We start from the raw sequence: 17,440 nt of genomic DNA on the forward strand, positions 1-17,440 counted from the left end.
GCGAGGAAAACCCGCAGCATGGTCAGAAGGAAACGCCGGGCACCTGCCGCTCGGCCGGCGAGTCAAGCTCGAAATACTCGGCCAGACCAAAGCCGAAACGCGCGGCGACAAGTTTCGAGGGAAAGCTTTGGACCTTGGTGTTCAGCACCCTGACCGCGCCGTTGTAGTAGCGTCGGGCGTGCTGGATATCGCGCTCGATCTCGTCCAGCGAGGCGTGCAGGTCGCGGAAATTCTGGCTGGCCTTCAGATCGGGATAGTTCTCGGCCAAGGCAACCAGCCCGGCCAGCGCGCCCCCAAGCCGCGCCTCGGCGGCGGCGCGTTCGCCCACCGAGTCACCCTTGCCCTCGACGCGCGCGCGGGTCTGCGTCACCTGCTGCAAGACCTCGGTCTCATGCGCGGCATAGCCCTTCACCACCTCGACCAGGTTGGGCACCAGGTTGCTGCGCCGCTTCAGCTGCACATCGATGCCGCTCCAGGCCTCGCCGGTCCGCTGCCGGGCGGCGACCAGACCGTTATAGGCGAGGATGACATAAAGCCCCGCCCCGACGACCAGAACCAGCACCACGACCAACCACGACCATCCCATGCAACCACTCCTGCGAAACCACTTACCTCGCCCCGGTCTTACAGAAGCTTTGCGGGAAACACGAGCCGAGGCCGGCAGCGCGGCGGGTCAGGCGATGATCACCGGAGAGAGAAAATTGTTTACATGACGCGACGCGAAATCCGCATTTAGGATTGCGAAATTGGCATCACGAGAGTATTCATGAAAACAAATTTCATCAGGATGACCTAGAATGACCGATTCCCGCCTGATCCGCTATGACACGGCCGACCCGCAGGCCGGCGGCCAGAAACGCCCCTTCGCCAAGGCCGTGCGCGCCGGGGATTACGTCCATGTCTCGGGCCAGGTGCCAACCGTCGGGGGCGAGGTCGTGCTGGGCGGCATCGTCGCCCAGACCGAACAGGTGATCGAAAACATCAAGGCGGTGCTGGCCATGGCCGGCTGCGGGCTCGAGGATGTCATCAAGGTCACCTGCTGGCTGGATGATCCGCGCGATTTCTCCAGCTTCAACGCGGTCTTCGAAAAGCATTTCATCGACCACCCGCCGGCGCGCTCGACCGTGCAGTCGCGGCTGATGGTCGATGCCAAGGTGGAAATCGACGCCATCGCCTGGAAACCGCTGTGAAGGTCCTCATCCACGACGACGACGAAAGCGCGATCGAGCACACCGCGCAGCTGATCGCGGCGCGGCTGCGGCGCCAGCCCAATGCCGTGCTGGGGCTGGCCACCGGCGGCACGATGGAGGCCGTCTATGCAAGGCTGATCGCTGCCCATCGCGCCGGTGAGGTCAGCTTTGCCAGGGCCCGCTCGTTCAATCTGGATGAATATGTCGGCCTGCCGCCCGATCACCCCATGTCCTACTGGGCCTATATGCGCCACCATCTCTTCGACCATGTGGACATTGCGCCCGGTGCGGCGGCTCTGCCGCGCGGCGATGCGAGGGATCCCGAGGCAGAGGCGGCGGGCTATGAACAGGCCATCGCGGCGGCGGGGGATATCGGGCTGCAATTGCTGGGTCTTGGGGCGAACGGGCATATCGGCTTCAACGAACCGACCTCAAGCCTCGCCTCGCTGACGCGGATCAAGACCCTGACGCGCGGCACGCGCGAGGCCAATGCGCGCTATTTCGACGATCCGGCGCAGGTGCCGCGGCTGGCGATCACCATGGGCATCGGCACCATCCTGCGCGCGGACGAGGTGCTGCTTCTGGCTTACGGCGCGGGCAAGGCCGATGCGGCGGCAGCGATGATCGAAGGCCCGCTATCCGCCGCCTGCCCCGCCTCGGCGCTGCAGATGCACCGCAAGGCGACGGTGGTGCTGGACCAGGCGGCGGCCGCCAAGCTGGCGCTGCGGGACTATTATCAGGAGGTTCACCCCTCCGGGCGCGACGCGGTGATCTGATCCAGCGCGGCGCGCAGGGCACGCACGCGGGCGGCATCGGTCGCTCGTGCGCCAGCGGGCTGGAAGCCGAATTCCGCGACCTGCGGCAGCTCCGGCAAGGGGCTGGACACCGAGCAGGAGGCATGGATCTCGGCCAGCGGCAGGCGGCTGGCAAAGAGCGCCGCATTCGCCTCGGACACCCCGCCCCCCGGCATGACAATCACCTCGGGCGCGGCCTCGGCCATCGCCGCCAGCCGCTCGATCCCCTCGGCGGCGCTGCGCGCGCCCCCCGAGGAGAGCACCCGCCGAATGCCCAGATCGCGCAACAGTTCCATCGCCGCAACCGGATCGGGGGTCAGGTCGATGGCGCGGTGCAGGGTGATATCCAGCCCCTCTGCGGCCCCAACCAGTTCGGCCAGTTGCGCGCCGTCCAGCCGACCGTCGGGACGCGAGGCACCGATGACCACGCCGGCCAGCCCGGCGGCGCGGATGGCATCGATCTCGGCCTTCATCGCCTCGACCTCATCCTTGGACCAGACGAAATCCCCGGCGCGCGGGCGGATCATCGCCATGGCTGGCAGACCCGCCTGCGCCGCCAGCGCCATCAGCCCGGCCGAGGGCGTCAGCCCGCCCAGCCCCAGCGCCGCGCAAAGCTCGATCCGGTCGGCGCCGCCTTCCGCCGCCGCCATGATCCCCGCCGCGTCATCGACGCAGACCTCCAGCATGATGCGACTCATCGCGCCCCCCGTTCCAGTTTGAAAAGCAGCCCGGCACCGGCCAGACCGGCCAGCCCGCTGAGCAGCGCGGCGGCGGGATAGCCCTGAACCGCCGTGCCAAGCGCAAAGATCGCCGCACCGATGGCGCCCGCAATGAACACATTCACCGCGATCAGCGAGGCCGAGAGGCCAGGCCGGTCGGCGATCAGATCGAGCAGGTAGGAGATCGGGATCGAGATGATCCCCGCCGCCCCCACCCCGGCCAGAAGGCTCGCGGCAAAGACATGGCCTGGCGTCTGCGCCACGGCGATACCCGCCAGATAACCCATGTAGATCAGCGTCGAGATCGCCAGCGCCGTGGTCAGCCGCAGATAGCGCAGCGCCCAGGTCCAGAGGAACATGAACCCCACCTCCAGCGCCGCGACCATGCCGACGGCAAAGCCCACATCCTCGGGCGTGCCATTGGCCTGCCCCACGACGATCAGCGGCAGCACCGCGCCGTTCACATGCAGGACCTGCGTGATCAGCGCCACGCCGAGGATCGAGGCCAGCAGGCGCGGTTGCAGCACCTGCGCCAGATCGCCCAGCACCGAAACCGGCAGGCGCGGCTGCGCCGGACGGTCGCTGCGCCCGGCACTTGGTGCCACGCGCGAAGTGCCGGTGCCGCCCTGCGGTTGCCGCTTGGGCCTCGTATCGGTGGGCGGCGGCGCGTCGGGCTCCAGCCAGAGGGTGACGGTGGCCAGACAGGCGGCGGCCAGCACCGCCGCGATGAGCCAGGCGGCGATCATGCTGGGCTGCCCGGCCAGCATCAGCCCCACCGCCCCCGGCACCAGCACCCAGGACAGCGAGATCGCCATGCGCATCAGCGCGTTGACGATGCGGGTCTCCTCGGGATCAAAGCGCGCGGACTGGGCGCGGACATTGCCGAAGAGCATCGAATTGGTGGCATGAAACAGCGCCAGCGGGCCGATCATCGCCAGCGCAAAGACCCAAGGCCCGGGCAGCGCCCAGATCATGCCATAGCCGAGAATGCCGAAAGCCGAGGTCAGGATGAGCGGCTTGCGATAGCTGTGAAATCGATCCGACAGCGCGCCGATGGCGATGGCCATGGCGACATTGGTGATCGAGGCGGCGAAGGCGATGGCGGCATATTGACTGTCGCTCAACCCCAATTCGCGGATGCCCAGCACCGATTGATAGGGCGAGGTCGCCGCCCCGGCAAAGCCATATAGAAAGATCGCCGCCGCCGAGGCGCGCACGACCCGGTGACGGCGCAGGATGGCAAGCCAGGGTCCCATGCGGTTAGCCGGTGAACCGGGCCGAGGCTTCAGCCTTCGGGGTGAATTCGTCCCGCGCCGCGAAGGGCACTGTGCCCGCCGGGCGGTGCAGGTTCGCCAGTTTCGGAATGTCCTGATTGACCACGCCATCCGTCAGGGCCATCAGGTTCGGATTGGCGATGGGCGCAAGCTCGGGCGAGAGATAGCCCGACTTCACCACCACCAGCCGGGCATTCTCGGGATAGAGCCCCAGCCGGGTGAAATCGGCGAGGTCGTGATAGGGCCGCCGCCGCGCCGCCAGCACCACGCGCAACCCGCCGATCTCGACCACCGCCTGACGCTCGGCCGGGGTCGCACCCGGATCAAGCCGCAGCACGCGGGCCAGCGCCTGAACTGGCGCGCTGGCGGGATCGAGACTGCCGCCGATGCTCAAGGTCAGACGCGCCCCCTCGCCCGCCGCGAAACAGGCGGCGACGGCGGGGGCGTCGGTGATCCCTGCCATGATCGCATCTTGCCAGTCGCGGGCAATCAGCGCGGCCAGCACGTCGGCGCGGTCGCCGACACCGCCGCCGGTCGGGTTGTCGCCGCTATCGGCAAGGATGATGGGCCGCGTCGTCGCCGCCTCGGCCAGCTCCAGCATCTCATTGAGCGGACCCGTGACCGGGCCAAAGCCGAAGCATTCGCGCGCGGCCCAGAAATCTGCGGCAATGCGTTTAGCCGCCGCCTCTGTGGCCCGGCGATCCGTGCCGGTCACGATCGCCGCCGCCGTGGCGCGCGGCTCGTCGGCCCAGACATAGCCGATCATCAGGTCCGACCGCCAGACACCCGGCCCCTCGCGTTCGGGCAGCGCGGCATAGAGGCTGCGGGCGGGCTCGTCCTCGCTCGATGATTTCTCGCCGGGCAGCAGAAGCGGCACCGGCACCCGCACCACGCCGGGCCGCTCACCGGTCTCCAGCGCGCGAACCAGCATCGCCACTGCCGCGCGCATCGTCTCGCCCACATCGATATGCGGCGCGGTGCGATAGGCAGCGAAGATGTCGATGGCGTCGATGATGGGCTGCGAGACATTGCCATGCAGGTCATAGCTGACAGCGATGGGGATATCCGGCCCGACCAGCCGACGAACCGCGCCGATCCAGTCGCCCTCGGCATCCCAGAGACCCGCGACCTTCATCGCCCCGTGCATGGCGAGATAGACCCCATCGACCGGCAGCGAGGTTTCCAGCCGCTGCAGGAATTCCTCCTTCAGGCTGGCATAGGTCGCGGCCGAAACCGGCCCGCCCGGCACCGCGCGGGCGTGCAGAAGCGGCGCGAACTCTGCCGGGTAAGCGCCGAGAAAGGCAAAATATTCATGCGCCAGCAGGTCGCCGTTGCGCAGGATGCGGAAATCCTCGCCCTGCATGAGGACCGGGGAATAGGTCGAGCATTCGGTATGGATGCCACCGACGGCAATGCGCATGTCCTGCCTCCCCCCCTCAAAGCTGCGGATGCAGCCGCACCTGGGCGGCGAAGCGCAACCAGTCCTTGCCGGCTTTCTGGGTCCAGCCGGCCTCGGCCACGGCGGGCAGGCGCGGGAAGACCAGATCATTGAACCAGGCATCGGTGGTGAAATGCTCGCACCAGATGCAGGACTGGATTCCGCGCATCCGCTCGCGCAGATCGTCGGGGAAGTCGCCCTCGGCCTCGTAGCCATAGGTCTTTTCCGGCGGCACCGGCCCGGCCCAGCCCGCGCCGTTTTCCAGCCAGTCCGGTCCCTGCACCATGTCCATGTAATAGGCCTGCCCCGGTGTCATCACGACGTCATAGCCCTGGCGCGCCAGCTCGATCCCGACCTCGGGCTTTTCCCAGGCCATCAGCAGCGTGTCCTCGGGCCCGACCCCGCCGCCATGGGCAACCTCGTTCCAGCCCACCAGCACCTTGCCACGCGCGGTCAGCATCGCCTTGATCTTGCGCAGGAACCAGCTTTGCAGCTCGAAGGTGCCGGCCAGCCCCTCGCGCTGCATCAGGATGCGGGCCTTGGGGCTTTCTAGCCAGGCATTCTTCGCCACCTCGTCGCCGCCGATATGGAAATGCTTCGAGGGGAAGATCTCGCACAGCTCGTCGATGATGGTTTCCAGCACGGTGAAGGTCTCGGGCACGCCCGGATTCCACGAATTGTTCGGATAGCCCTGCACCGGGAAATAGCTCGCCGGGGTCTCGTCCGGATCGACAAGGAAGGGCAGGGCCGCCATGACGCAGGCGGCATGGCCCGGGGTCTCGATCTCGGGCATGACCTCGATGCCAAGCGCGGTCGCATGGGCCACCACCTCGCGCATCTGGTCCTGCGTGTAGAAGCCGCCCTGATCCTCGGGTCCGTCACCCAGCTGCGGCAGCATCCCGGGCCGGTCATAGCCGCGCGTCGCGCCCGTGCTGGTCAGCTCGGGATAGGCGCGGATCTCGGCCCGCCAACCCTCGTCATCGGTCAGATGCCAGTGGAACAGGTTCATCTTGTACCAGGCGAGGATGTCGATGACTCGCTTGACCTGATCCAGCCGCCAGAAATGCCGCGAGCAGTCCAGATGGCTGGCGCGCCAGCCATAGCGCGGGGCGTCGGTGATGCGCCCGCTGGCGGGGAAGCGGAAATCGGGGTCGGTATAGGCTCCGTGCAGCATCTGGGCGAGCGTGATGAGACCCAGACGACGACCCGCCTCGCCGCTGGCGGTCAGGGTGATGGCATCGCCGAAATCGAGCCGATAGCCCTCGGCCGGAATTGTAGCGTCCGTGGCAAAGACCAGCGCCCGGCTGCCCGGCGTGGCGCTGATCTGGAACAGTTTTCGCGCAGTTGGAAACAGCCGGGCGTGCAGCGCGTCGATGGACAGCATCAGCCGCTGATCGGGCAACGATGTCCCCTCGCCCGCATGGATCAGCACCGGCGCGGCGCCAGCTTCGCCCTCGACGGCGTTGGGCCAGGGCAGCATGGCAAAGGGCAGCGTCAGCCGGCCCTCGGGCAGGCGCGGCGGCGGCAGGACCGGCGCGGCGTGGCCCTGCACCAGATCACCAACCTGCACCGGCAGATGCTCGCCCGAGGGCAGCGTGACCCAGGCGGTCTTGGCCGCGTCATTGCGATGGAAGGGCGAGCGGTTCAGCCCCGAGGCCTGAAAGCGCCAGCTTTGCCCCGGCGCAAGCCGCAGCCCCTCGGGCGGCAGGAACTCGTGGAAATTCGCCACCCGACGCTTCAGCCGGGCATTCTCGAGCGTATGTTCGGGCATGATCCGGGTGATGGTGGTCAGCGACAGGCTGAAGCCCGACAGATCGGTCTCGCCCAGATTGTGCAGGGTCACGGTCCAGGTGCCGTCCGGGCCGGGATTCGGCACCCATGCGTTTTCAAGGAACAGGCTCATGGGGATATCCTTCCTGCTATCTCAGTAATCGTCGGTTTGGCTGAAGGTGCGCGCGAGCGCCGGGATACCGGCGGTCAACCCGCAATCCACAGGCAGCACCACGCCGGTAATCGCGCCGGCCAGCGGCGAGGCAAGGAAGCCCACCGCCTCGGCCACGTCCTCGGGCGCGACGATGCGGCCAAGGGCGTAATGCTCGGCCGCCTCGCGGAACACATCCGGGTTGGCATCGGCGCGGGCCTGCCAGGCGCGGGTGCGGACGGTGCCGGGGGCCACGGCATTGGCGCGGATGCCCTTGGCGCCATATTCGACCGCGATCAGCCGGGTCAGGTGGATCATCCCGGCCTTCGCGGCGGAATAGGCCGGATGGCCAAAGACGCTCAGGCCATTGACCGAGGCGACGTTGACCACCGAGCCGCGCTTCTCGGCAAGCTGACCCGCCAGCGCGCCGAAGACATAGAAGGCGGCATCGAGGTTCAGCGCCCGGTCGGCCTGCCAGTTCTCGATGCTGGTCCCTTGGAGGCTCGCGCCCTGCGCTGCGCCCGCGTTGTTGACCAGCGTGGTCGCGCCGCCCGCCGCCGCCGCCGCCTCGGCCAAGGCCGCGCAGCTGGCAGGGTCGGTCACGTCGACGCGGATGCCGGTGCAGGCCGGGCCGATCCCGCGCGCCGCCGACTCGGCGCCCGCGAGATCGCGGTCGGCCAACAGCACCGCATCATGATCCTGCAGCAGGCGCCGCACGATGGCTTGCCCGATATCTCCTGCCGCACCGGTCACTACCGCCAAGCGTTTCGTCATCTTCCGTTATCCTCTGGCGGCAGGGTCCACAGGCACCGGGGGCTGCCGCCCGCCCCGTCGCCGGTCAGGTCAGTCGCCCAGCAATTGCCGGTCGTCGCCGTCACGATGCTTGATCAGTTGCTCCTTGATCCCGCGCAGCAGCCGGGTCGAGCGGCTGCGGTCGGCATAGGCGACAAGGTTCGCCAGAATGTCGACCGTCGCCAGAAAGGCGTAACGGGTCGAGGTGGCGCGAAAGATGTTCTGCCCCTCGGGCAGGTCGACGGTGATGACCACATCCGCCGCCTCGGCCAGGGGCGAGCCGCTTTGGGTCAGCGCGATGGTCTTGATGCCGCGCTCGCGCAGCAGTTGGAAGCAGCGCACCAGTTCATGATTGCGCCCGCTGAAGGACGAGCCGAAGACCACCGTGCCCGGCTCGGCCGCCGCCGACAGCATCAGGTTCATGCCGTGATCGTTCGAGGCCGCGATGCGGCAGCCAAGCCGGAACAGCCGGTTCTGCAATTCGTTCACGATCATCGAGGAATTGCCGCCCGCCCCGAAGGCATAGATCATCTGCGCCTTGGCCAGCAGCGCCGCCGCCCGCGACAGCGCCTCGAGGTCCAGCCCGCGATGCATCTCGAACAGCGCGTTCTGCGCCTTGGTGACGATATCCTCGGCCACTTCGGCGGGGGTCGAGGTCACCGATTCCGGGCGCAGATAGCGCAGCCCGACATAGGCCGAGCGCGCCAGCTGCACCTTGAAATCCGAGAAGGAGGCGCAACCCAGGCGGCGGCAGAAGCGCGTGACCGTGGGCGGCGATACGCCCGCGCGCGCCGCGATCTCGGTGATCGAGGCATTGGTGGCGAAATTCACATCCGCGAGGATCGAGGCGGCCAACTTGCGTTCCAGCGGCGAGACCAGCGCCGATTCGTCGGTCAGCGCCGCGATCAGGTCGGGCGCGGCCATGCCGGCGGCGGCATTGCCGTCCTTCGCTGCATCTTCGCCCATGCCGCCTCCCCGCTCTGGCCTCAATGTGCCGAAATTTATTTTCTTCATCGCTTGACATTTAGCCAAATCTGCCGCGATTATTCCAGAACTTTCGCAAGATCACTGAAAAAATTTTCATGAGGGCGGCCAATGGCCACTGAGCGCGATCCGTTTGTGAACCCCTTCCCCGCCGAGGATGCCGATCGCCGCGCGATCTGGCAAATGCTGGTGCCGCGCGACATCGACGCCTTCGTCAGCGCCGATTGGGGGGCGGTCGCGGATGACTTCGTCGCCGCCAACTTCACCGGAATGAGCGGCCATTTCCAGCCCGATCCGCAGAAGTTCACATTGGCCTTCCCGACGCTTGACGCCTATCGCAGCGAATGGCTGCGGCAGGCGCAGGAATTCGGCGCGGCGCGTGCGGCTGGGGCCTTTGCCGGCGATCCGCGCGACGGCATCTTTGCCGCCACCCGGCTGGAAGAAATCGAGATCGATGGCGAGGCCGCGCTGGTGCGCAAGAAGTTCGACGGCCATCTGGCCAAGGCGGACGGCACGTCCGAGCGGATGAACTGGCAGACTCTCTATGTCTGCCGGCGCGAGGGCGGGCGCTGGAAGATCGCCGGTTTCGTGGGCTACCTGCCCCATATCCAGGACTGATCATGGCCCTTGCGTCACCCCCGCGCATCTTCACCGCCGCCCTCGCCACCGAGACCAACACCTTTTCGCCCATCGTCATCGACCGCCGCGGCTTCGAGGATTCGCTCTATGCCCCGCCCGGCCAGCATCCCGAGACGCCGACGCTGTGCACCGCGCCGATCACCGTGGGCCGCCGGGTCTGCGCCGCGCAGGGTTGGACATTGATCGAGGGCACGGCGGCCTGGGCCGACCCGGCGGGCCTTGTCTCGCGCGGGGCCTATGAAGGACTGCGCGACGAGATTCTGGATCAACTCCGCGCCGCCCTGCCGGTGGATGCGGTGGTGCTGGGCCTGCATGGCGCGATGGTGGCACAGGGCTATCTCGACCCCGAGGGCGATCTGCTGGCCCGCATCCGCGAGATCATCGGACCGGATGTGCTGCTGGCCGCGGAACTCGACCCGCACAGCCACCTGACCGCCAAGCGTGTGGCGGCGGCAGATGTCTTTGTCGCCTTCAAGGAATTCCCGCATACCGATTTCGTCGAGCGGGCCGAGGATCTGTGGCAGATCGTGGTCGATACGCTGGAAGGCCGCGTGCGCCCGGTCATGTCGGTCCATGACTGCCGGATGATCGACGTGTTCCCCACCTCGCGCCAGCCGATGCGCGGCTTTGTCGACCGGATGATGGCGATGGAGCGGGACGATCCGCGCATCCTGTCGCTCTCGGCCATCCACGGCTTCATGGCCGGCGACGTGCCCGAGATGGGCACCAAGACCATTGCGATCACCGATGGCAATGCCGATTTCGGTGCCGCGCTTGCCCGGCAATTGGGCGAGGAGCTTTACGCCAATCGCGGCCGGCACATGATGCCCTCGCTCGACGAGACGGCGGCGGTGGCGCAGGCGATGGCGGCGGCAAGTGGGCCGGTGGTCATTGCCGACATGTGGGACAATCCGGGCGGCGGCACGGCGGGCGATGCCACGGTGATCCTGCGCGAATTGCTGGCACAGGGCGCAACCGGCGTCGCCATCGGCACGATCTGGGACCCGATCGCAGTGCAGCTCTGCATGGTCGCGGGCGAAGGCGCGGAAATGCCGCTGCGCTTTGGCGGAAAATCCGCACCCGAGACCGGCGAACCGATGGATGCGCTGGTCCGGGTGATCCGGGTGAACCCCACCGCCGAAATGCGCTTCGGCGAAAGTGTCGTGCCCTTCGGCCCGGCGGTGCGCATCGTGCTGCTGGACGCGGCGGGCGAGGACACCGGGATCGAGGTCATCCTGAACACGGTCCGGGCGCAAAGCTATGACCCGTCCCTCTTCACGGCGCTTGGCATCGATCCCCTGGCCTGCAAGATACTGGTCATCAAGTCGACCAACCACTTCTACGCGGCCTTCCAGCCGATCGCCTCGGAGATCATCTATTGCTCGGCCGGTCATCCCTATCCGAATGACCCGGCGACCAACCCCTACCGGCTGGTGCGGCAGGATATCTGGCCGCGCAGCGACAACCCGTTCGGAGACGCGACATGAGCTTTCCCTGGCCCGAACCCGGCACCGCGCTTGCCGATGTGCCCACCCCGATGCCGGTGATCGACGAGGACCGGCTGGCCGCCAATATCGCCCGCGCGCAGGACTATCTGGCCGGGCACGGTCTGGCCTTCCGCCCGCATATCAAGACCCACAAGCTGGCCTCGGTGGCGCAGGCGCAGCTGGCGGCCGGGGCGGTCGGGATCAATTGCCAGAAGCTGACCGAAGCCGAAGCCTTTGCCGATGCCGGGATCAACGACATCCTGATCACCTATAACATCCTCGGCCCGGCGCGGCTGTCGGGGCTGAAGGCGCTGAACGACCGCGTGGCCCGGCTGACCGTCTGCGCCGACAGCGAAACCACCGTCGATGGCTATGCCGGGGCTTTTGCCGCCGGCAAGCCGCTGTCGGTGATGGTCGAATGCGATACCGGCGGCGGGCGCTGCGGCGTGCAGACGCCCCAGGCCGCCGCCGATCTCGCCGCCCGTATCGCCGCTGCGCCGGGGCTGCGCTTCCACGGCCTCCTGACCTATCCCGCCGTCGGCGGGGCGGAGGCGGTGCAGGCCTTTCTGACCGAGGCGGTGGCGCTGTTGGCAGCGAAGGGGATCGACTGCCCCGTCCGCTCGAACGGCGGCAGTCCCGATCTGTGGAAGGCGCATCTTGTGCCGGCGGCGACCGAGCACCGGGCCGGAACCTATGTCTATAACGACCGCTCGATGGTCCGCGCCGGCGAATGCGGGCCGCAGGATCTGGCCATGCATGTGCTGGCCACGGTCGTGTCGCGCCCGACGCCGACGCGGGCGGTGCTGGATTCGGGATCGAAGGCGCTGACCTCGGACCTTCTGGGCTTTGCCGATCACGGCGAGATCGAGGGCCTGCCGGGCGCGCGGATCGTGGCGCTGTCCGAGGAACATGCGGTGGTCGATCTCAGCGGCTGCACCGGCCCGTTGCCCACGGTCGGCCAGCAGGTCCGGGTGATCCCGAACCATACCTGCGTGGTCTCGAACCTGTTCGACCGCATGGTGTTTCACCGCGGCGGCGTGGTCACGCGGGTCGAACCGCTGGCGGCGCGCGGCACCGTCTGGTGACTCTGGCGATGACCGCCTATCGCGCCGAGTGGATTTTTGACGGGCATCGCTGGCATGATGATGCGGCGCTGGTTGTCGAGGGCGACCGCGTCGCCGCCATCCTGCCCGCCGCCGAGGCCGAAGGGGCCGAAACCATCCCCGGCTGGATCGTGCCCGGACTGGTCGATCTGCAGGTGAATGGCGGCGGCGGGGTCATGCTGAATGACGAACCCACCGCCCAAGGCATCGCCCGCATCTGCGCCGCCCATGCCGCTTTCGGCACAACCTCGGTCATGGTCACGCTGATCACCGACCGGCCCGAGGTGACCCGCGCCGCCATCGCCGCGACCGAAGCGGCCAAGGGCCAGCCCGGCCTGCTGGGCCTGCATCTCGAAGGCCCGCATTTCGACCCGGCGCGCAAGGGCACCCATGACCCTGCGCTGATCCGCCCGATGGAGGCCGGGGATCTGGCGCTGCTGGTCGAAGCCGCCGCAAGCCTGCCGCATCTCATCTGTACCCTCGCGCCCGAGGCGGTGACGGTCGCGCAGATCCGCGCGCTGGCCGAGGCCGGGGCGACGGTCAGCCTTGGACACAGCGATTGTGCTTTCAGCGCGGCACAGGCCGGGATCGATGCCGGCGCGCGCATGGTCACGCATCTTTTCAACGCCATGAGTCCCCTGACCCATCGCGCGCCGGGCCTTGTCGGCGCGGCGCTGGATGATGGCCGGGTCTCGGCCGGTCTGATCGCCGATGGCTTCCATGTCGACGACGCCGCCCTGCGCATCGCGCTGCGCGGCAAGGCCGGTCCGGGGCGGATGTTCCTCGTCTCGGACGCCATGTCCACCATCGGCACCGACCTGCCGGGCCTGACGCTGAACGGCCGGCAGATCTTTCGCAAGGATGGGCGGTTGACGCTGGCCGATGGCACGCTGGCGGGGGCCGATATCGCCCTGATCGACGCGGTCAGGCATGTGCATCAGGGACTGGGGCTGCCGCTGGATCAGGCCTTGCAACTCGCGGCGCTGAACCCGGCGCAGGCCATGGGCTGCGACGATCTGGGCCATCTGCAGCCCGGTGCGCGGGCGGATTTCATCGCCATCACGCCCGAGATCACCGCCGCCGGCACCTGGATCGGCGGCACGCGGGTTTCGCCATGATCCTTTGCTTCGACATCGGCGGCAGCACCATCAAGATCGCCCATGCCCATGCGCCCGACGACGTGCGCCCCCTGGGGCGCGTGCCGACACCGGGGGATGATTTCGGCGCCTTCACCGCGATCCTCGGCGATGCCATCGCCGCCGCGCCCGGCCCCGAGCGCGTGGCGATCTCGATCGCAGGGGTGCTCGATCCGGAAACCGGCATTGCCCGCGTGGCGAATATCCCCTGCCTCTCCGGGCGGCGACTGCATGACGATCTGATCCAGGCCCTGGGTCTGCCGGTCGATCTGGCCAATGACGCGGATTGCTTTGCACTGGCCGAGGCCACGGTCGGCGCCGGGCGCGGGCATGATGTGGTGCTGGGGGTGATCCTTGGCACCGGGATCGGCGGCGGCGTCGTGGTGCGCGGACAGCTGATCAACCGCAATGGCGGCTTTGCCGGTGAATGGGGGCATGCCCCGGTGGCGCAGCGCGTGCTGGGCCAGCCCGAGATCACCCTGCCCGCCTTTCCCTGCGGCTGCGGCTTGTCGGGTTGCCTCGATGCCGTCTGCGGCGCGCGCGGGCTGGAGATGCTTCATGAACACCTGCATCCGGGCGTGGTGGCCGACAGCCATGCGATCATCGCCGGCTGGCAGGCGGGCAAGCCGCAACCCGCGCGCAGCATGGCGCTGTGGATCGAGTTGCTGGCCGGACCCTTGGCGATGATCCAGAACCTGCTGGGCGCCGGTATCATGCCGGTCGGCGGCGGGCTGTCGAACGCGCTGCCGCTGATCGAGGCGCTGGACCGCGAGGTCCGGGCGCGGACCCTGCGCCGAATCGACCTCCCGCTTCTGGTGGCCGCCGAATGCCGAATCGAGCCGGGCCTCGTCGGCGCGGCCATTCTGGGGCTTGGGAATGCCGCGACAGAACGTCGCCCCGATGGCGAAATCCCCGCCCTATGTGAAAATTGATTACACGCAACCGCCGAGATCGCGTGAAATTTGTTGACTGGCCGCAGTGAAATCGGCAAATTCACGAAAATGAATTTCTTCGCGGGGAGGGGTCGTCGAATGAAGGTCGCCATCATCGGACTGGGTTATCGGCTTGGCTATCTGGGCCATGTCTTCAAGGAGATGGACCCGGATTTCGAGATCGTCGGCTATTTCGATCCCGCGCCCGCAGGCCTTGCGACACTCACGGAACATGGCATTTCTGCGGGCATCAGCCATGCCTCGCCCGAGGCATTGGTGCGGGCGGGCGGGTTCGATCTGTTGATGATCGGCTCGCCCAACCATCTGCATCTGGACCATATCCGGCTTGGCCTCGAGGCCGGGGTGAAAATCTTTTCCGAGAAGCCCATCGTTGCCAGCATCGAACAGACCTATGAGCTGGCGGCGCTGATGGGGCGCTATGGCCATGACCGGCTGCTGGTCGGGCTGGTGCTGCGCTATGCGCCGCTTTACCGCGATCTGCTGGCCGCGCGGGACGAGGGCCGTCTTGGCAAGATCGTCTCGGTCGAGGCAGCCGAGCATATCTTCCCCTATCACGGCGCCTTCTTCATGCGCGACTGGCGGCGCTATGAAAAATGGTCCGGCAGCTTCATGCTCGAGAAATGCTGCCACGATCTCGATCTTTACAACGGTCTGATCGGCGCACGCCCGCGCCGGGTCGCCAGCTTTGGCGGGCGAAAGACCTTCATCCCGGCCAACGATCCGCGCAACGAGGGCATCAACGACCTGAGCCTCTACCACCGCAAGCCTTCGGGCTGGAACGGCTCGGACAAGGTCTTCGACACCGATGCCGATATCATCGACTATCAGGTGGCCATCGTCGAATACGAGAACGGCGTGGGGATGAATTTCCACACCAACCTGAACGCACCCGACCAGTTCCGCCGCTTTGCCGTCTTCGGCACCAAGGGCCAGGCCGAGGGCGATTTCATCCGCGGTTTCCTGAACGTCACCGATGTGCTGAGCGAATCCCGCGTGGTCGAGCGCGAATACAAGGCCACCGCCCTGTCGCAGCATTACGGCGCCGATGAGAAAATGGCGGCCGAGGTGGTCGATCACGTCATGAAGAACGGCCCGCTGCCGGTCTCGACCCTGCAGGCGCTGGAGGCCGGCATCCTTGCCTTGTCGATGGACGAGGCGCGGCGCAGCGGCAAGGTGCTTGACCTCGCGCCGGTTTGGGATCGTTATGACAATGCGCTGGTCCGGAAGGCGGCCTGAGCCATGATCAAGTCACGATCCGCCATGATCTTTGCCTGGGCGCTTCTGGCCCCCGCGATCCTCTATGTGCTGATCATCGTGGCATGGCCCCTGTTCGAGACCTTCCGGCTGTCCTTCACCGATGCCTCGCTGCGCAAGGTGGTGAACTATGTCGGCTGGCGCAACTATGAGAAGATCTTCAACGAGACTTTCTTGACTGTCATCACCCGCACCTTCATCTGGACCTTCTTCTCGGTCCTCTTGAAGATGATCATCGGCATGTGCGGGGCGGTGCTGCTGAACGCCTCGGTGCCGGGTCGCAACATCTTCCGCATCCTGACCATGCCGCCCTGGATCGTGCCGATGGCCATCGGCATCTTCATGTGGGGCTGGATGTATAACGGCCAGTTCGGGATGATCTCGGGCCTCTTGCAACGCTTCGGCCTGACCGATGGCCCGGTGGCCTTCCTCGCCTATGGCAGCACCGCCTTCTGGGCCACGATCGTCACCGACGTGTGGATCGGCGTGCCGATGGTGACGATCTATTTCCTCGCCGCCATGCAGGCGATCCCCAAGGACCTTTACGAGGCCGCCTGGACCGATGGCGCCGGCCGCTGGACGCGCTTCCGCCGCATCACCCTGCCGCTGATGGCGCCGGCGATCATCACCATGTCGATGCTGTCGCTGATCGCCACCTTCAACAGTTTCGACATCATCTGGATCCTGACCCAGGGCGGTCCGTCCGGCCAGACCACGACGATGATCATCGACACCTACAACACCGCGATCGGCTCGAAGAAATATGGCGAGGGTGCGGCGCGGGCCGTGGTCATCTGCCTGTTCCTGTCGATGTTCTGCATCGCCTATTTCCGCATCGTCCGCCGGCTGGCGGACCCCGGCAAGGCCTAGGAGGGTCCCATGGCGCTGTTTCGCAAGGACGACACCGCGATGATCGACCGCTATCGCTGGTGGGAAATCGTCGGCATCTACCTTGGCATCTTCGCCTTCCTGTTCTTCCTGCTCTCTCCCTTCATCGAGGGCTTCCTCGTCAGCCTGAAACCGCTGTCTCAGCTGTTCTCCTCGCCCTATACCTTCTGGCCCGAGAACGGCTCGTTCGCCGCCTATTTCGACATGTGGAAGACGGTGCCGGGTTTCGCCCGCTATATCTTCAACTCCTTCTTCATCTCGATCATCTCGACCTGCATCGTGCTGCTTCTGGTCGTGCCCGCCGCCTATGCCTTCGCCCGCTTCCGCTTTGCCGGCATGGGGCTGGTGCTGGGGGCCTTCCTTGCCGTCAGCATGTTCTCGGGTGCGGTGCTGTTGATCCCGCTGTTCCGGCTGATGCGGACGCTGGGGCTTCTGAACACCTATTGGGCGATGATCATTCCGGGCGCGGCCTTCCTGATCCCCTCGGCCATCTGGCTGCTGCGCACTTACATGATGCGCATCCCGACCGAGCTGAACGAGGCCGCCTACATGGATGGCGCCAGCCAGTTCTATACCTTCCGCCGGGTGATCCTGCCGATCGCGCGTCCGGGCATCGTCGTGGTCGCCATCGTGACCTTCATCGGCGCCTATTCACAGCAGTTCATCTTCGCGCTGACCTTCAACTCCAAGACCGAATACATGCCGCTGCCGATCGGGCTTTACGCCTTCTTCGGCAAGCAGGAGGTGATCTGGAACGAGCTGATGGCCGCCAGTTTCGTGGGCATCCTGCCTGCACTGGTCATCATCTTCTTCCTGCAACGCCATCTCGTGGGCGGGCTGACCGCCGGCGCGGTGAAACAATAACGCC

Annotated in this window: 17 protein-coding genes; 10 read left to right on the top strand and 7 right to left on the bottom strand. The window is 66.8% G+C overall.

Annotated elements, in window-relative coordinates; translation table 11 throughout:
• Positions 1–22: 22 nt before the first annotated feature.
• The gene (locus tag Q1A36_RS12775; protein WP_299844519.1) at positions 23–586 is read right to left on the bottom strand and encodes a LemA family protein; all 564 of its coding nucleotides are present in this window, start codon (positions 584–586) and stop codon (positions 23–25) included.
• A 211-nt stretch (positions 587–797) separates the two neighbouring features.
• On the opposite strand from Q1A36_RS12775, the gene Q1A36_RS12780 reads away from it, so the two are divergent.
• Together Q1A36_RS12780 and nagB are read left to right on the top strand one after the other, a co-directional pair.
• Positions 798–1,190 (top strand): RidA family protein, encoded by a 393-nt coding sequence (locus Q1A36_RS12780; protein WP_299844522.1) that lies wholly within the window; start codon positions 798–800, stop codon positions 1,188–1,190.
• Positions 1,187–1,966, top strand: coding sequence for a glucosamine-6-phosphate deaminase (gene nagB, locus Q1A36_RS12785; RefSeq protein ID WP_299844524.1), 780 nt, complete (start codon positions 1,187–1,189; stop codon positions 1,964–1,966). Before Q1A36_RS12780 ends, nagB begins: the two co-directional genes overlap by 4 nt.
• On the opposite strand, the gene Q1A36_RS12790 is transcribed toward nagB, so the two are convergent.
• The 6 genes from Q1A36_RS12790 to Q1A36_RS12815 all read right to left on the bottom strand — a co-directional run bounded on the left by Q1A36_RS12790 (position 1,936) and on the right by Q1A36_RS12815 (position 9,094).
• Positions 1,936–2,682, bottom strand: a complete 747-nt coding sequence (locus Q1A36_RS12790; RefSeq protein ID WP_299844527.1) for a copper homeostasis protein CutC — start codon at positions 2,680–2,682, stop codon at positions 1,936–1,938. The genes nagB and Q1A36_RS12790 overlap by 31 nt on opposite strands.
• Entirely contained in the window at positions 2,679–3,959 is a 1,281-nt protein-coding gene (locus Q1A36_RS12795) for an MFS transporter (protein WP_366141573.1), read from the bottom strand. Before Q1A36_RS12795 ends, Q1A36_RS12790 begins: the two co-directional genes overlap by 4 nt.
• A 4-nt stretch (positions 3,960–3,963) precedes the next feature.
• Positions 3,964–5,397, bottom strand: coding sequence for a M81 family metallopeptidase (locus tag Q1A36_RS12800; RefSeq protein WP_299844530.1), 1,434 nt, complete (start codon positions 5,395–5,397; stop codon positions 3,964–3,966).
• Positions 5,398–5,413: 16 nt separating this feature from the next.
• Positions 5,414–7,318 (bottom strand): family 20 glycosylhydrolase, encoded by a 1,905-nt coding sequence (locus tag Q1A36_RS12805; protein WP_299844533.1) that lies wholly within the window; start codon positions 7,316–7,318, stop codon positions 5,414–5,416.
• A gap of 21 nt (positions 7,319–7,339) precedes the next feature.
• Complete coding sequence (locus tag Q1A36_RS12810) at positions 7,340–8,110, bottom strand: SDR family oxidoreductase (RefSeq protein WP_299844536.1); 771 nt, start codon at positions 8,108–8,110, stop codon at positions 7,340–7,342.
• Between the two features lie 69 nt (positions 8,111–8,179).
• Positions 8,180–9,094: a MurR/RpiR family transcriptional regulator gene (locus Q1A36_RS12815; RefSeq protein ID WP_299844539.1), complete on the bottom strand. Its 915-nt coding sequence runs from the start codon at positions 9,092–9,094 to the stop codon at positions 8,180–8,182.
• Positions 9,095–9,223: 129 nt separating this feature from the next.
• Here Q1A36_RS12815 and Q1A36_RS12820 point away from each other — a divergent pair, with 129 nt between their 5' ends.
• The 8 genes from Q1A36_RS12820 to Q1A36_RS12855 all read left to right on the top strand — a co-directional run bounded on the left by Q1A36_RS12820 (position 9,224) and on the right by Q1A36_RS12855 (position 17,436).
• Complete coding sequence (locus Q1A36_RS12820; protein ID WP_299844542.1) at positions 9,224–9,730, top strand: hypothetical protein; 507 nt, start codon at positions 9,224–9,226, stop codon at positions 9,728–9,730.
• 2 nt (positions 9,731–9,732) lie between these two features.
• On the top strand, positions 9,733–11,238 hold the full coding sequence (locus Q1A36_RS12825; RefSeq protein ID WP_299844544.1) for a M81 family metallopeptidase: 1,506 nt from the start codon (positions 9,733–9,735) through the stop codon (positions 11,236–11,238).
• Entirely contained in the window at positions 11,235–12,323 is a 1,089-nt protein-coding gene (locus tag Q1A36_RS12830) for an alanine racemase (protein WP_299844546.1), read from the top strand. Before Q1A36_RS12825 ends, Q1A36_RS12830 begins: the two co-directional genes overlap by 4 nt.
• Positions 12,324–12,331: 8 nt before the next feature.
• Positions 12,332–13,459 (top strand): N-acetylglucosamine-6-phosphate deacetylase, encoded by a 1,128-nt coding sequence (gene nagA / locus Q1A36_RS12835; RefSeq protein ID WP_299844549.1) that lies wholly within the window; start codon positions 12,332–12,334, stop codon positions 13,457–13,459.
• On the top strand, positions 13,456–14,409 hold the full coding sequence (locus tag Q1A36_RS12840) for an ROK family protein (RefSeq protein WP_299844552.1): 954 nt from the start codon (positions 13,456–13,458) through the stop codon (positions 14,407–14,409). Before nagA ends, Q1A36_RS12840 begins: the two co-directional genes overlap by 4 nt.
• A gap of 99 nt (positions 14,410–14,508) precedes the next feature.
• Positions 14,509–15,666 carry a Gfo/Idh/MocA family oxidoreductase gene (locus Q1A36_RS12845; protein WP_299844555.1) on the top strand — a complete coding sequence of 386 codons (1,158 nt, stop codon included), beginning with the start codon at positions 14,509–14,511 and terminating at the stop codon, positions 15,664–15,666.
• Positions 15,667–15,669: 3 nt separating this feature from the next.
• Positions 15,670–16,554, top strand: a complete 885-nt coding sequence (locus Q1A36_RS12850) for a sugar ABC transporter permease (RefSeq protein ID WP_101752291.1) — start codon at positions 15,670–15,672, stop codon at positions 16,552–16,554.
• Between the two features lie 9 nt (positions 16,555–16,563).
• Positions 16,564–17,436, top strand: coding sequence for a carbohydrate ABC transporter permease (locus Q1A36_RS12855; protein WP_299844562.1), 873 nt, complete (start codon positions 16,564–16,566; stop codon positions 17,434–17,436).
• Positions 17,437–17,440: the final 4 nt, after the last annotated feature.

The organism is uncultured Paracoccus sp. (genome assembly GCF_947487305.1).
Classification (GTDB): Bacteria; Pseudomonadota; Alphaproteobacteria; order Rhodobacterales; family Rhodobacteraceae; genus Paracoccus.